This window comes from Gammaproteobacteria bacterium, assembly GCA_032250735.1.
Taxonomy (GTDB): Bacteria; Pseudomonadota; Gammaproteobacteria; order SZUA-152; family SZUA-152; genus SZUA-152.
Genome location: JAVVEP010000016.1, coordinates 30,119 through 43,320 on the forward strand (window position 1 = coordinate 30,119; position 13,202 = coordinate 43,320).

Annotated in this window: 13 protein-coding genes; 7 read left to right on the forward strand and 6 right to left on the reverse strand. The window is 55.3% G+C overall.

Going from position 1 to position 13,202, the window contains the following annotated elements; all coding sequences use genetic code 11:
- Positions 1–78: 78 nt before the first annotated feature.
- A complete protein-coding gene (locus RRB22_10285; GenBank protein ID MDT8384794.1) occupies positions 79–264 on the forward strand; it encodes a hypothetical protein in 186 nt (61 codons plus the stop codon).
- 79 nt (positions 265–343) lie between these two features.
- Here the strand turns inward: RRB22_10285 and ppc are convergent, their stop codons facing one another.
- Positions 344–3,163 (reverse strand): phosphoenolpyruvate carboxylase, encoded by a 2,820-nt coding sequence (gene ppc / locus RRB22_10290; protein ID MDT8384795.1) that lies wholly within the window; start codon positions 3,161–3,163, stop codon positions 344–346.
- A 307-nt stretch (positions 3,164–3,470) separates the two neighbouring features.
- Between ppc and RRB22_10295 the strand changes: the two genes are divergently transcribed.
- Positions 3,471–3,704 carry an RND transporter gene (locus tag RRB22_10295; protein MDT8384796.1) on the forward strand — a complete coding sequence of 78 codons (234 nt, stop codon included), beginning with the start codon at positions 3,471–3,473 and terminating at the stop codon, positions 3,702–3,704.
- Positions 3,705–3,767: 63 nt separating this feature from the next.
- On the opposite strand, the gene RRB22_10300 is transcribed toward RRB22_10295, so the two are convergent.
- A complete protein-coding gene (locus RRB22_10300) occupies positions 3,768–4,073 on the reverse strand; it encodes a DUF2892 domain-containing protein (protein ID MDT8384797.1) in 306 nt (101 codons plus the stop codon).
- 688 nt (positions 4,074–4,761) lie between these two features.
- Here RRB22_10300 and RRB22_10305 point away from each other — a divergent pair.
- Positions 4,762–4,989 carry a cold-shock protein gene (locus RRB22_10305; GenBank protein ID MDT8384798.1) on the forward strand — a complete coding sequence of 76 codons (228 nt, stop codon included), beginning with the start codon at positions 4,762–4,764 and terminating at the stop codon, positions 4,987–4,989.
- Positions 4,990–5,109: 120 nt separating this feature from the next.
- Here the strand turns inward: RRB22_10305 and RRB22_10310 are convergent, their stop codons facing one another.
- The 4 genes from RRB22_10310 to ccsA all read right to left on the reverse strand — a co-directional run bounded on the left by RRB22_10310 (position 5,110) and on the right by ccsA (position 9,440).
- Entirely contained in the window at positions 5,110–6,048 is a 939-nt protein-coding gene (locus RRB22_10310; protein MDT8384799.1) for a carbon-nitrogen hydrolase, read from the reverse strand.
- Positions 6,045–7,154, reverse strand: a complete 1,110-nt coding sequence (locus tag RRB22_10315; protein ID MDT8384800.1) for an agmatine deiminase family protein — start codon at positions 7,152–7,154, stop codon at positions 6,045–6,047. Before RRB22_10315 ends, RRB22_10310 begins: the two co-directional genes overlap by 4 nt.
- A 21-nt stretch (positions 7,155–7,175) precedes the next feature.
- Entirely contained in the window at positions 7,176–8,474 is a 1,299-nt protein-coding gene (locus tag RRB22_10320; protein ID MDT8384801.1) for an HlyC/CorC family transporter, read from the reverse strand.
- A 144-nt stretch (positions 8,475–8,618) separates the two neighbouring features.
- Entirely contained in the window at positions 8,619–9,440 is an 822-nt protein-coding gene (ccsA, locus tag RRB22_10325; protein MDT8384802.1) for a cytochrome c biogenesis protein CcsA, read from the reverse strand.
- Between the two features lie 349 nt (positions 9,441–9,789).
- On the opposite strand from ccsA, the gene RRB22_10330 reads away from it, so the two are divergent.
- The 4 genes from RRB22_10330 (at position 9,790) to rimM (ending at position 13,155) form a co-directional block, all read left to right on the forward strand.
- The gene (locus tag RRB22_10330; protein MDT8384803.1) at positions 9,790–10,554 is read left to right on the forward strand and encodes a 3',5'-cyclic-nucleotide phosphodiesterase; all 765 of its coding nucleotides are present in this window, start codon (positions 9,790–9,792) and stop codon (positions 10,552–10,554) included.
- A gap of 182 nt (positions 10,555–10,736) precedes the next feature.
- Positions 10,737–12,095 carry a signal recognition particle protein gene (gene ffh / locus RRB22_10335; protein MDT8384804.1) on the forward strand — a complete coding sequence of 453 codons (1,359 nt, stop codon included), beginning with the start codon at positions 10,737–10,739 and terminating at the stop codon, positions 12,093–12,095.
- 149 nt (positions 12,096–12,244) lie between these two features.
- Complete coding sequence (gene rpsP, locus RRB22_10340; GenBank protein ID MDT8384805.1) at positions 12,245–12,496, forward strand: 30S ribosomal protein S16; 252 nt, start codon at positions 12,245–12,247, stop codon at positions 12,494–12,496.
- Positions 12,497–12,597: 101 nt separating this feature from the next.
- Positions 12,598–13,155, forward strand: coding sequence for a ribosome maturation factor RimM (gene rimM, locus RRB22_10345; GenBank protein MDT8384806.1), 558 nt, complete (start codon positions 12,598–12,600; stop codon positions 13,153–13,155).
- The last annotated feature ends 47 nt before the right edge of the window (positions 13,156–13,202 follow it).

The following is a 13,202-nucleotide window of genomic DNA, read 5'->3' on the forward strand; positions in this document are numbered from 1 at the left end:
AGCGGCTTATCGGATCAGGTCGCGCCGATCGTGCGCACGTTAATCTGCGGCTGTTTTTCTTAATCAAGGGGGCGAAAAATGATGGATGAACAAGAGGGCCGGTGTGTCGTGGTGACGGATATTCGTATGCCATTTCTGTCGATGGTGGTGTTCATGGTGAAGTGGGTGGTGGCATCTATTCCGGCATTTATCATCCTGTCGATTATTGGCAGCATCATAATGATGCTGTTTGGTGGAATGATGGGCGGCATGAGCCGCTTTTAGCGAGAAGGGTGATGCCGAAAATAGCGGACCAGTGCCTGGAGGGTATAAACCCCAATTCTCTAATCCGCTTTTTTCAGGGCTAGCCGGTGTTGCGCATGCCCGCAGCAATCGCATTAATGGAACGCAGTAGCGGATTGAGCCAGTTCTCGCGTTGCTCGTCGCTCAGCGTCTCGTCACGGTAGCGTCTTAACAGGGTGAGCTGAATATGGTTCAGGGGGTCGAGGTAGGGATTGCGGCGCGTCAATGACAGCTCCAGCACCGGGTTCTCTTCCAGTAGGCGTTGTGAGTCCGTGATCTCCAGTACCTGCCTTACGGTACGCGTGTATTCTTCGAGGAATATCCGGTAAACCCGTTCACCGGTCTGCTTGTTCACGCACAGTCCCGCATACTCTTTGGCGATGTTCGGCTCCGCCTTGAACAGGGCCATCTGTGTGTTGCTGAGCAGGGCGCGAAAGAAGGGCCACTGCTGGTACATCTTTTGTAATCGCTCCAGACAGCCGGGATCATTTTGTCGACACTGTTCCAGTGCGGCACCAATGCCGAACCAGGCCGGCAGGGTATGACGCGACTGCGCCCAGCCAAACACCCAGGCGATGGCGCGGACCGAGGTCTTGGCGCGATCACCCTTATTCCGATGCGAGGGGCGTGAGCCGATGTTCATCAGGCCGATTTCGCTGACCGGTGTGGCTTCGTAGAAATAATCCAGAAAGCCTTCGGTGTGATCGGTCAGCTGGCGATAGCTGGCCTCGCCGGTTTTGGCCAATTCATTCATGGTGGTCAGATAATCCTGGCGCTCCGGGGTGGTGGGCTGGACCAGGTTGGCGCTGGCCTTGATCAGCCCGGTGAGCCCCATGGTGAGTTCATAGACTGCGGTTTCCCGATTGCTGTATTTGAAGGACAGCACCTCACCCTGTTCAGTGAACTTGATCTGGCCATGCACCGTGCCCTCGGGTTGCGACAGAATCGCCTCGTGGGTCGGGCCGCCACCACGGCCGATGGTGCCGCCACGGCCGTGGAACAGGCGGCAGCGCACGCCGTGCTGGTTGGTCAATTGGGTGACGCGTTGCTGTGCCTCGTACAGGTTCCACACCGAGGCGAGGATGCCGCCATCTTTACAGGAGTCGGAATATCCCAGCATGATTTCCTGCAGGTTGCCGACCTGCTTCAGCATGGCTGAGTAGGTTGGGTTGTCGAGTAGCGTGCTCATCACCGGTTCGATATGAGTCAGATCTTCGATGGTTTCGAATAACGGGGCGATGCGAATTGCGCATTCGGCTTTGCCGTTGTGATAGCCGGCCAGACCCGCGAGCCGTGCCATGAATAATACTTCCATTACATGACTGGCTTCATGGGTCATGGAAATGACATAACTGCCAAAAGCTTTTTGACTGACCTCGTCTCTCATTTGTACCATTACCCGGAATACATCCAGTGTTTCCTGTGTGGTCTCACTGAGTCCGGCGCGTTCTGTATCGATGCCATCAGGGTCCTGAATAGCCTTTTCCAGCGCGGCGAGGCGGGCGCTTTCGTCTAGCGACAAATAGTCAATATTGATCTGCTGGAAAATCTCGGCAACCGCTTCGCTGTGACGTGTGGATTCCTGGCGTATATCAAGACGCAGGCAATAAAAGCCAAATGTCTCAGCGAGACGAATCAGGTCTTTGAGTCTGCCGTCGGCGATACGTTTGTCGCCATGGCTGACCAATGATTCATAGATGGTTTTAAGGTCGGTCAGGAATTCTTTTTCGGACGGATAACGGTCGGCAATGTGTGCATCACCGCGCTCGTGACGTTTATGTAATTTGTCCTTGAGCGCCACCAGATTGCGCTCAAGGCGATAACGCATGATGCTCAGCTTGCGGCGATACGGTTCATGGCGAAAACGTTCCGGTTTGTCGGCAAAGCTCTGCTCCATGTACTGTTCATCGCGCTTGAGGCTTTCCTGCATCGCCACGGTGGGCGTGCATAGTCTGTCGGAATGGGTCAGTAACTCGATGAGTTCGGGGATACGGTTGAGGTACTCCAGCAAGATGGTTTGTGACTGCAGACGCACCGCCATGGCCGTGGTGTCCGGTTTGACGTTGGGGTTGCCATCGCGGTCACCACCGATCCAGGAACCGAAGCGTAAGAAGCTGGGGATAGTGACTTTCGGATTGCCTTCTGGCGTTCTACCGCAGACGCGCAACGCGGCGTTTTCAAAATTTCGATAGGTGTTGGGAACCGCATCAAACAGGCATTCATTGAAATAGCTGAGCCCGTAACCAATTTCGTCTTTAACGCGGGGACGAATGGTGCGGACTTCGTCGGTCTTCCACAGAATCTGGATCTGGCTTTCCAGCTTGTCGATCAGCTCTATTTTATCCAGTTTGGTGAGCCGGGTATCGTTGAGCTCTTCATTGGTCTCAAAGATGCGGCGCTGCGCATCCATGATGGTGCGACGCTTGGCCTCGGTGGGATGGGCGGTGATGACGGGAATATAGGCCAGCTGATTCAGCAGGATCTGTAATTGTTCGGGATTGATTCCCTGATCGCGCAGCTCGCGCAGGGTGGCGTCAAACGAACCGGTCCAGAGGCTCTCGGTGCTGCCTATCTGGCGAAGCTGTTTGCGACGCTGATGGTGCTGGTACGATTCCTCGGCGAGGTTGGTGAGGCTGAAATAGGTGCTAAAGGCCCGCACGACATGCACCAGACTTTCCGAAGACAGACCTTCAATCAGTTGATTAAGGCGACGACGTTTGGCGGGATTATCATTTTTCCGAAGATTGATGTAGCCCTTGCGCAGGGTCTCAACCGCGGATAACACATCTCTACCTTCCTGCTCGTGCAGAATGTTGCCTAAAAGGGTGCCCAGTAGTTTCACGCGCGAACGCAGGGCCTTGTCGTCAGTCTTCAATGCCATATGTGATAAAGTCCAAAACCCGGTCGCCGGCAAACCGGAGGCTGGCGGGGAACCGTGTTTTTTTTTGGTGTTGTCAGTAAGTTTCGACCAACTTGATCAACCCCTTGTCTGGATCCTTTCGAGGTCCCTTTCTGGTGGTCAGTTGGACGAACAGCCGCGCATTATACCTGATACGGGGACATTACAGTCCCTTGACTTGGTGGGTGGGCTGAGGTAGCGGGAATCGACGTTGGGTGAAGGGCATCCTTATTCTCTGTGTTTCAATCCCTGTGTCCCAGTAATAAATTATGTTTTGTGAGGGTTTGTTATGCGATGGTTAGAGAAAATCCCGCTGGTGCCGCTGATCCTGGCCGCCATTTTTATGGGGCTGGCGCCGTTTGTCCCTCAACCCCATCTATGGGAAAAGCTGACGATGTTAGTGGATGGTTCGCTAACGAAACCAGTGGATATATTTGATCTGTTATGGCATTCGGCATTACCCATTCTGCTCGTGGTGAAAGTGGTGCTGGCGCGCCGGCAACGGGTGGCGGGTGTGAAATAACTCGTACTAGCGTACGCAAAAAGCCCCGCAGTGCGGGGCTTTTTGGCAATGAGGTGAATGACCTTAGTGTGGATGGAGCATGTGATCGATCTGGTTCGGCAGGGTGCTACAGGTATTGCGCTTATCCATTCCACAGGATTTTGTGCGGAATATCGCATAGACCGGACACCAGCCGAGGATGCCGGACAGCAAAGGAAAAACGCCGAGCAGGGGCAGCATCGCAAACCATAGGCTGACCGATTCAACAGGGTAGAAAAACCAGCTACCGACCATCGCTAAACCGACCAGTATCCGCACGCTTCGATCGATCAGGCCAATATTTTGCAGGGCATTGCTGTTTTGCAGTGATTTATCGATGAGCTGAGCCATAAAAACACCTCCATTACATACATGATGCCAGTGGATGGGCAGGCCGTCCGGGGTCTTATGTCCTGATTGATAGACAAGATACCGCAGACGACTTGTGTCCACCCGGATGAGCCGCGGCGACAGACGATATTCGCCAGGGTTTCATTATTTGCCAGCCTGAACTTGCCAACCTGTACTTGCCAACCCTGAACTTGCCAACCTAAGAACGGCCGATAAGTACATCGTTGCTGTGGCATCGATAAGCTTTATCGACATGTTAAATAAAGCGTAGTCGATGTGATGTCAGTGACAAGCGATTTGCCCAGGGAATGATTTTGGGGCGCAGAAAAAATACTTATGTGTTTTTCTCAAGTATTGTGCGGGATGGTCGGTGTGAGGGGGGAATGCATTTTCAAAATCAAAGGGACGTGCGCGGCCATAGACGGCGAAGCCGGGATTGGTGGACGAAAAACCCGGTTGAAGATAAGTGTTTGGCTTAAGTGAATTTTTGGTTCATAGTCAGTATTTTCAGAGGATTGCAATGAAATTGACAATTGTCTAGAGTTGCCAACTGCGCGTCTGAGCGTGTCCGGCGGCTTGCCGATTCATCGATGTCGCGGGGCCGTGATCTACAATAGGAATTGTGGAATGACGTGTTTCATTGGTTGGTTTGTTAGTCAGACCAGTAAAGGAATAAGAGGTTGAGATTATGCAATCAGGAACAGTGAAGTGGTTTAATAACGCCAAGGGTTACGGGTTTATTGTGCCGGAGGATGGCGGGGAAGATGTCTTCGTTCATTATTCGACGATTGATGGCGCAGGCTTCAAGACCTTGAAAGAAGGTCAGCCGGTAAAATTCGAGATATTAAGCAGTCCCCGTGGCGTGCAGACCACGCGCGTGATCGGGCCGGAAGGCGACCCTTCAAGCCACAATTAATAGCGGGTCTGTTTGGGTCGCTCCTGATACCGATATCGGTCGCGTAGGACGGGTGCGGCCTGGCGGGTACATGTACCGTAACCGGTCTGATGAGGCCGGTGCGGCGGTGCATGAATGCCGCTATGAGCGATACCGTTTTAGTAATTCGGGGTAGGCATCAATGCGACGGTCACGCAGGTATGGCCAGGCCTGGCGGACCTTTTCGTTGTGAGTAAGGTCCAGCGTGGCGAGAATCACGGCCTCCTTGTTAGTGGCGGCCTGGGCCAGGATTTCACCTTGCGGCCCGGCAATAAAGCTCGACCCCCAAAACGCAATCCCCTTATCCTGCAGTGCTGAACCGTTGTCCGTGGTCTGCGCCGAGCCCTGCGGCTCGATCGGCTCAAAGCCGTTGCGATTGCAGGCGGCGACAGGCAGCCCGTTGGCAATGGCATGTGCGCGTTGCACCGTTATCCAGGCATCGCGTTGTCTGTTTTGTTCAGTTTCGTCGTCCTGTTTGTCCCACCCAATCGCGGTCGGAAAAAGCAATAACTCGGCCCCTGCAAGCGCCATCAAGCGTGCCGCCTCCGGGAACCATTGATCCCAACACACCAAAATCCCCAGCCTTCCGACGGAGGTGTCGACAGGTTCAAAACCCTGTCGTCCCGCTTCATAATCGCCGGGCGTAAAATAATATTTTTCGTAATAATCCGGATCATCCGGAATGTGCATTTTTCGATAGGTGCCGACGATGCCGTGTTGTCCGTCGAGCACCACCGCGGTGTTGTGGTAGATGCCGGCGGCACGACGTTCGAAGATGGATGCAACAATGACAATATCCAGTTCGGCGGCCAGATGGGCAAGCTGGTCGGAACTTGGGCCCGGTATGGATTCGGCGTATTTGAAATTCTCGGCGGATTCCTGCTGGCAGAAATAATGCGTTGCATGCAGTTCCTGCAATAACACTAACCGGGCGCCTTGCTGTGCAGCAGCCCGCACACCATCGATTGTTTTTTTGAGATTGCTGGCGGGGTCAGGGGTGCAGGCGTGTTGCACGAGGCCCAGGGTGACGGTTCTGTTCATGGTTTCATTTCCGGTGTGCTGAGAGACGATAAAGCGCCGCGTGGAAACTGCATGGTCGCGCAATGCAGGCTGCCAAATTGTTGCAGCAGGCTGTGACAGTTAATGCCGATGACCTTTCTGTCCGGGAAACAGCCCTCCAGTGTCTGTAGGGCAAGGGCATCGTTGGGATCATTGTAGGTGGGGACAAGCACCGCATTGTTGATGATCAGGAAATTCGCATAGTTTGCAGGCAGGCGATCACCTTGCGGATTGTAGATGGCGGCGGGTATGGGGAGTGGTAGCAACCGATAGGGTTTGCCGTCGGCGGTTTTTAGTGTGGCGAGCTCGCTGGCCATCGCCACCAGTGGCGCATATTGGATGTCGGATTCATCGTTACAGTGGGTGTAGGCAATCGTGTCATGGGAGCAGAAACGCGCCAGGGTATCAATGTGTCCATCGGTGTCGTCGCCAATGAGCTGGCCATGGTTGAGCCACAGGATACGTTTTGCACCTAGTTCGGTGCGTAATATTTTTTCGATGTCCTCTATCGACAGCTGCGGATTACGGTTGGGATTGGCCAGGCAGCTGGTGGTGGTCAGCAAGGTACCCTGTCCATCCGATTCGATGCTGCCGCCTTCGAGTATCATCGGGTGATTGATCACGGGATGTTGCCCAAAGATACGCCCCTCGGTGAGGTGTTGGGTAATGGCGTTATCCAGTGCCGAGGGATATTTGTCGCCCCAGCCATTGAAGGTGAAATTGAGCAGGTAGAAGTGCTCTTTATTCTCGCCATTTTCGCCGCTGTCGTCACGGTTTTCGATGATGCTGAAGGGGGCGGTGTCGCGCACCCAGCTGTCATTGCTGGCGGCAATGATGAATCGCAGATTGTTTGGGTCGATATTTTTGGGGGCGAGGTGAAGATCCAGTTGCTGTTCGATATGGGCGTGATGCGCCTCATCAGCGCAGACGACCACTAGCGTTTCCTGCGCGCAGATCTCGGCGGCGATCGACAGATAGCTTTTTTCGACCTCGTCCAGATTGTGTTTCCAGTCGCCGAGGGCTTGCGGCCAGACCAGTATTACACCGCTCTGTGGTTCCCATTCTGCGGGTAGGCGTCGGTTGTTCATGTTGGTTAGAGTGTCCGGAAGTTAGGCCGCGGATTGATTGCTGGAATCACTGCTTTTGGGGCGACGGAAGTTGGGGTTGATTTGTGCGGTTTTCACCATGTTGTCTTTGGTTTGCACAATTTCCACGGGGTAACCCGCCAGCATCAGGCTGGTGCCCGGCTCGGGGATGCTTTCCATGTGCTCGGTGATAAGGCCGCTGAATGTTTTCGGTCCACTGGTTGGCAGTTTCCAGTGCATAACCCGATTTAGCTCGCGTACGGATGCGCTGCCGTCCACCAGGTAGGTTCCATCGCTTTGGCGATGAACTTCCTTGATGTGCATGGTGGGGTCGGTGGTAAATTCACCGACAATTTCCTCAAGTATATCTTCCAGCGTGACCAGGCCCTGTACGTCCCCATATTCATCAATCACCAGCGCGCTACGGCGTTTTTCCCGCTGAAAATACAGCAGCTGTTTGTTGAGCGGGGTGCCTTCGGGGACGAAATAGGCAGGCCGGATCCATCGTTCCAGATCTTCCTTTTGTGTTTCTTTTTGGGTGAGCAAATGCAAGGTATTGCGCACGTGGATCATGCCGACAACATTGTTGATGTCACCCTTGTAGACGGGCATGCGGGTGTGTTGGGCGTTGGTCAATTGCCTGAGAATGTCATCCCAGTCCACGTCCATGTTAATGCCGATCAAGTCATTTCGCGGCACCATGATGTCGTCCACCGTGGCCTTTTCCAGGTCGAGGATGTTGGTGAGCATCATTTGATGCCGGCGTGGAATCATCGCTCCGGCCTCGGTGACGACCAGGCGCAGTTCTTCGCTGCTCAGTGCCTGGCTGGTTGCCGTGTTGACATTGACGCCGCACAGTCTCAACAGGCCATTGGCCGCAATGTTGACTAACCACACCAGGGGATAGAGCAGCTTTAATAAGGGCGACAGGATCCAGGTGGCGGGAAAGGCAAAGCGTTCCGGGTGCAACACCGCCAGGGTTTTGGGGGCGACTTCCGAAAAAATGAGGATCACCAGCGTGAGTATGCCCGCCGCAATGGCGATGCCGCCCTCACCATACAGACGTAGCGCAAGTATCGTGGCGATGGAAGAGGCCAGAATGTTGACGAAATTGTTGCCCAGCAATATCAGTCCGATCAGTCTGTCGGGACGTTCAAGCAATTTTGCTGCGCGTGTGGCGCCGCGATGCTTGGTCTTTGCCAGGTGCCGCAGGCGGTACCGATTCAGACTGACCAATCCAGTTTCAGATCCGGAAAAAAAGGCGGAAAGGATAATCAGGAATATGAGAACGCCGAATAAGGCTTCTATGGGAATCTCGTCCAAAAAGCGTAGTGCCTCGCAAGCCGTGTGTTAAAGGAATATTTTGAATGAAGTCAGTGGCGTGTCAAGTTGCCGGGGCCGGTGCTGTTTCTATCGGTGTTTTTTCGCGTGATGGGCGCGGGCCTGTCGATAGCGGTGGGAGGGTGGTTAGCGTCCCAGCATGATTTCGGCCACCCATTTACTGCCGATGTAGGCGAGCAGCAAGACGACAAAACCGGTGAGTGTCCAGCGAATGGCGACGCGTCCGCGCCAGCCGAATTTCCAGCGCCCCCACAGCAGGGTGGCGAATACGACCCAGGCGGTCATCGAGAGTATGGTCTTGTGCACCAGATGCTGGGCGAACATGTCCTCCAGATAGATAACGCCGCTGATCAGGGAGAGGGTCAGCACCGTCAGTCCCAGGCCGATTAACTGAAATAGCAGGGTCTCCATGGTCTGCATGGGGGGCAGGGTGCGGATAAAGCCGCCGGGGCGTTTTTCGCGCAGATGCTTGTCCTGTATCGCGAGCAAGACGGATTGCACGGCGGCGATGCTCAACAGGCTGTAGGCCAGCACCGACATCATGATGTGCAGTTTCAGCTCCAGCGCCTGCACAGCCATCAGCGTGTGCTGGGTGGGAAAAATCATCTCCAGTGAAATGGCGATCGTGGCCAGCGGCAGCAGGAATACCCCGAGGCTTTCCACCGGGTTCGACAGCGCGGCGAGTAATATCAGCAGGGCAATCAGCCAGGAAATCAGCGACACGGCGTTGAAAAAGCCGATATTCAGTCCGCCATCCACAAACAGGGTGAAATACAGCGTTATGGTGTGGAATAGCACCGCAATCAAACCGATCGCGATGATCTGCGCCTTGCTTAAGCCGCCAGTCTTTTCCGGTTTGGTGCGATCATGGAACAGCCGTCTGGCCAGCAGCAGGCCGGCAACAGAATAGAGAACGAGGGCGATAATGCCGGTGAGTGTTTGAATCATGTCTTTTTTTAGTCGCAAATGGCGGTGGCAGCGCACCTGTTGTGTGGGCGTATTAAGTCGGTTCGGTGCCCGGTTTGTCAATGTTTTTCATTAATTTGTGACCTGTCACCGCCTTTCTGTGGGTGCGCGGGCTAAATATTCATTATTTACTTGCCGCTAGTGTCTTCATTGAACTGTTTACGGTTAGGGGGTACCGAAAAGGGCTATCCCGACGTTCGTCCTGGCACAGGGCGGCGTTCATGATACTGAAAAATTATTGGGCTGGCACATTGCGCTATCATCATGTAAATTCAGGGAAAAATTATATTTCCCTCGCTGTTAAACGAATCAACAACCCATTGGGTGGTCTATGAAGCTACGCGTGCTGGGATGCAGCGGTGGTGTGGGGAATGACCTGCGTACCACCTCTCTCCTGCTTGATGATGACATTCTGATCGATGCCGGCAGCGGTGTAGGTGAACTGACGCTGGATGAGATGCGCAAGATTCGCCATGTTTTTCTGACCCATTCACACCTCGACCATTTCTCCTTTCTGCCCTTGTTGGTGGACAGTATTTTCCCCAGTATTCGTGACCCCCTGATCGTCCACGGTCAGCCCGTGACCTTGCAGGCCCTGCAGACTCATGTCTTCAACTGGACCATCTGGCCCGATTTCGCCAAGCTGCCCACCGAGGACAAACCCGTGATGCAGTACCGGACCTTGACCCCCGGTGACGTGTTCGAGCTGGAAGGGCGCACGCTGGAGATGATTGAGGTGAACCATATCGTGCCCGGGGTGGGGTATCGCGTGGCCTGTGCATCCGGTGCGTTTGCCTTCAGTGGCGATACCACCACCAATGACAACTTCTGGGAGGTGCTCAACGGCCACGACCGCCTTGACCTGTTGCTGGTGGAGGCCGCTTTCGCCAATGCGGATATCGAGCTCAGCAAACGTTCCGGACACTACACGGCCGAGCTGTTGGCGGCCGATCTGAAGAAGCTCAAGCACCAGCCCGATGTGTATATCACCCACAACAAGCCCGGCCATGAATCGGTGATCATGGCGGAGTGCCGCAAGGCCATCGCCGACCGCAAAATCACTGCCGCCGGAACGGGATTGATTTTCACGTTATAATCCTCACCTTATCGATCGACTGGATCGATTCACATTCGACGCCCAAAGTAGCATGGCACGGCCGTAGCGGTAGCGTGCTGCTGTGGTTTTTATCAGCCACACGGTTCCAGCAAGCGGCACGGGGCAGGCTATCCGGGTGTTTTGATGTGACACTTTACTCAGTACCTTTTAGGAAATGACCCATGTTTGACAGCCTTAGCGAACGCCTCAGTGGCACCCTTAAGACCCTGCGAGGTCAGGCGCGACTGACGGAATCCAATATCAAGGATACCCTGCGTGATGTGCGTATGGCCCTGCTGGAGGCGGATGTCGCCTTGCCGGTGGTGCGTGAATTTGTCGACCACGTGAAGGAGCGCGCCCTGGGTGAAGGGGTGATGCAGAGCCTCACACCCGGCCAGGCCCTGATCAAGATCGTCAACGACGAACTGGTGAAGGTGATGGGCGAGGCCAATGAGGAACTGGACCTCACGGTGCGCCCACCGGCGGTGATTCTGATGGCCGGCCTGCAGGGCTCGGGCAAAACCACCAGCGTGGCCAAGCTGTCGCGCTGGCTCAAGGAACGCAAGAAAAAATCGGTGCTGGTGGCCAGTGCCGACGTCTATCGCCCGGCCGCCATCGAGCAGTTGAAAACCCTGGCGGCGGAAGTCGGTGTGGAGTTTTTCCCCAGTGACCCCTCCCAGAAGCCGCTGACCATTGCCCAGGGCGCCGTGGAGCAGGCCCGCAAGATGGGCGTGGACGTGGTGATCATCGATACCGCTGGCCGCCTCGCCATCGACGAGGAGATGATGGCCGAGATCAAGGATCTGCATGCGGCCATCACGCCGGTGGAGACCCTGTTCGTGGTGGACAGCATGACCGGCCAGGACGCCGCCAATACCGCCAGGGCCTTTAACGAGGCTCTGCCGCTCACCGGCGTGATTCTCACCAAGACCGATGGCGACGCTCGTGGCGGTGCGGCGCTGTCGATCCGCCAGATCACCGGCAAGCCCATCAAGTTCCTCGGTGTGGGTGAAAAGACCACCGCGCTGGAGGCCTTCCATCCGGACCGCATGGCCTCGCGCATCCTCGGCATGGGTGATGTCATGTCGCTCATCGAAGAGGCGCAGCACAAGGTCGACCACAAGGCGGCCGAGCAGCTTGCCAAAAAGGTCTCCAAGGGCAAGGGCTTTGATCTGGAGGATTTCCGTACCCAGTTGCAACAGATGCAGAACATGGGCGGCATTGCCGCATTGATGGACAAAATGCCCGGCATGGGCCAGATGGCCGGCGCCGCCAAGAATGTCGATGAAAAGCAATTTTCCCGCCTGGAGGCCATCATCAGCTCCATGACCATGAAGGAGCGCCAGTATCCGGCCATCATCAAGGGTTCGCGCAAGCGTCGCATTGCGGCGGGCTCGGGTACCCAGGTGCAGGATGTCAACCGCCTGCTCAAGCAGTTCACCCAGATGCAGAAGATGATGAAAAAGATGACCCAGGGTGGCGGTCTGGCCAAGATGATGCGCGGCCTCAAGGGCAGAATGCCGCCGGGAATGCCCTTTTAGCGCCCCGTGACTCCGCGTTATACGCCATTTCCTTTTCTAGCGGATTGGCGTAGAATGCGCGGCTCTCTTGGGCTGCCTGTTGATGGGTACGGCCTGATCGACCAGAATTTATTGACGACTTTTATTGATTAAATGAAGGATTTACACGCATGGTAACCATCCGTATGTCACGTAGCGGCGCCAAAAAACGCCCTTTCTACCACATCGTTGTGACCGATAGCCGCAACAAGCGCGACGGCTGTTTCATTGAGCGCCTGGGCTTTTTCAACCCTGTCGCAAAGGGCGTTGAAGAGCCATTACGCATGGATGTCGAACGCATTGCGCACTGGGTCTCTCAGGGCGCCCAGGTCTCTGATCGTGTCGCCAGCCTGCTGAAACAGAAGCAGAAAGCGGCCGCTTAATCGATTGTTTATGATGGCCGGCGCAAGCCGGTCTTTTTAGCACAGCCGGGGTTGTCTCCCCGGTTTCAACAGCGATGACCTCGAAAGCAGTCTCGAAAGCAATGACGTCAACAGAAACGGTCTCCACCGAGACGCAGTACCTCGTTGTCGGCAAAATCGGCGCACCCTATGGTGTGCGTGGCTGGTTGAAACTCTATTCCTATACCGATCCGCTGGACAATCTGCTGGACTACGATCCCTGGTATACCCGACCGATAAACAACAAGGCGCCCGCAACCGGTGATACGGGCTGGGATATCGCGCCCGTGACGGAAGTCAAAACCCACGGCAAGGGCCTGGTGGCAAAATTCAGGGGGGCGGATGATCGCGATGCTGCCGCCCGTCTCACCGGGCAGGAAATCGCCATTCGCCGTGACCAGCTCCCCCCCGCCGCAGAAGGTGAATACTACTGGAGCGATCTGCAGGGACTCACGGTGCTGACCGTGGAGGGTATAGTGCTTGGCGTTGTGGATCATCTGCTGGAAACCGGCGCCAACGACGTCTTGGTGGTGAAGGGTGATCGTGAGCGATTGATCCCCTATGTGCTGGGGCCCATCGTTAAGGCCGTCGATCTCCATGCCGGTACGCTACAGGTGGACTGGGATCCCGATTGTGAATAATGCCCCCAGCGCCCGCCTCTCGCCTACCAGCCGTACGACGCTGAGAT

Excerpts from the sequence above, each read along its gene's own strand:
- RRB22_10285 (MDT8384794.1), top strand. The coding sequence starts at position 79 with ATGATGGATGAACAAGAGGGCCGGTGTGTCGTGGTGACGGATATTCGT.
- ppc (MDT8384795.1), bottom strand. The coding sequence starts at position 3,163 with ATGGCATTGAAGACTGACGACAAGGCCCTGCGTTCGCGCGTGAAACTA.
- RRB22_10295 (MDT8384796.1), top strand. The coding sequence starts at position 3,471 with ATGCGATGGTTAGAGAAAATCCCGCTGGTGCCGCTGATCCTGGCCGCC.
- RRB22_10300 (MDT8384797.1), bottom strand. The coding sequence starts at position 4,073 with ATGGCTCAGCTCATCGATAAATCACTGCAAAACAGCAATGCCCTGCAA.
- RRB22_10305 (MDT8384798.1), top strand. The coding sequence starts at position 4,762 with ATGCAATCAGGAACAGTGAAGTGGTTTAATAACGCCAAGGGTTACGGG.
- RRB22_10310 (MDT8384799.1), bottom strand. The coding sequence starts at position 6,048 with ATGAACAGAACCGTCACCCTGGGCCTCGTGCAACACGCCTGCACCCCT.
- RRB22_10315 (MDT8384800.1), bottom strand. The coding sequence starts at position 7,154 with ATGAACAACCGACGCCTACCCGCAGAATGGGAACCACAGAGCGGTGTA.
- ccsA (MDT8384802.1), bottom strand. The coding sequence starts at position 9,440 with ATGATTCAAACACTCACCGGCATTATCGCCCTCGTTCTCTATTCTGTT.
- RRB22_10330 (MDT8384803.1), top strand. The coding sequence starts at position 9,790 with ATGAAGCTACGCGTGCTGGGATGCAGCGGTGGTGTGGGGAATGACCTG.
- ffh (MDT8384804.1), top strand. The coding sequence starts at position 10,737 with ATGTTTGACAGCCTTAGCGAACGCCTCAGTGGCACCCTTAAGACCCTG.
- rpsP (MDT8384805.1), top strand. The coding sequence starts at position 12,245 with ATGGTAACCATCCGTATGTCACGTAGCGGCGCCAAAAAACGCCCTTTC.
- rimM (MDT8384806.1), top strand. The coding sequence starts at position 12,598 with ATGACGTCAACAGAAACGGTCTCCACCGAGACGCAGTACCTCGTTGTC.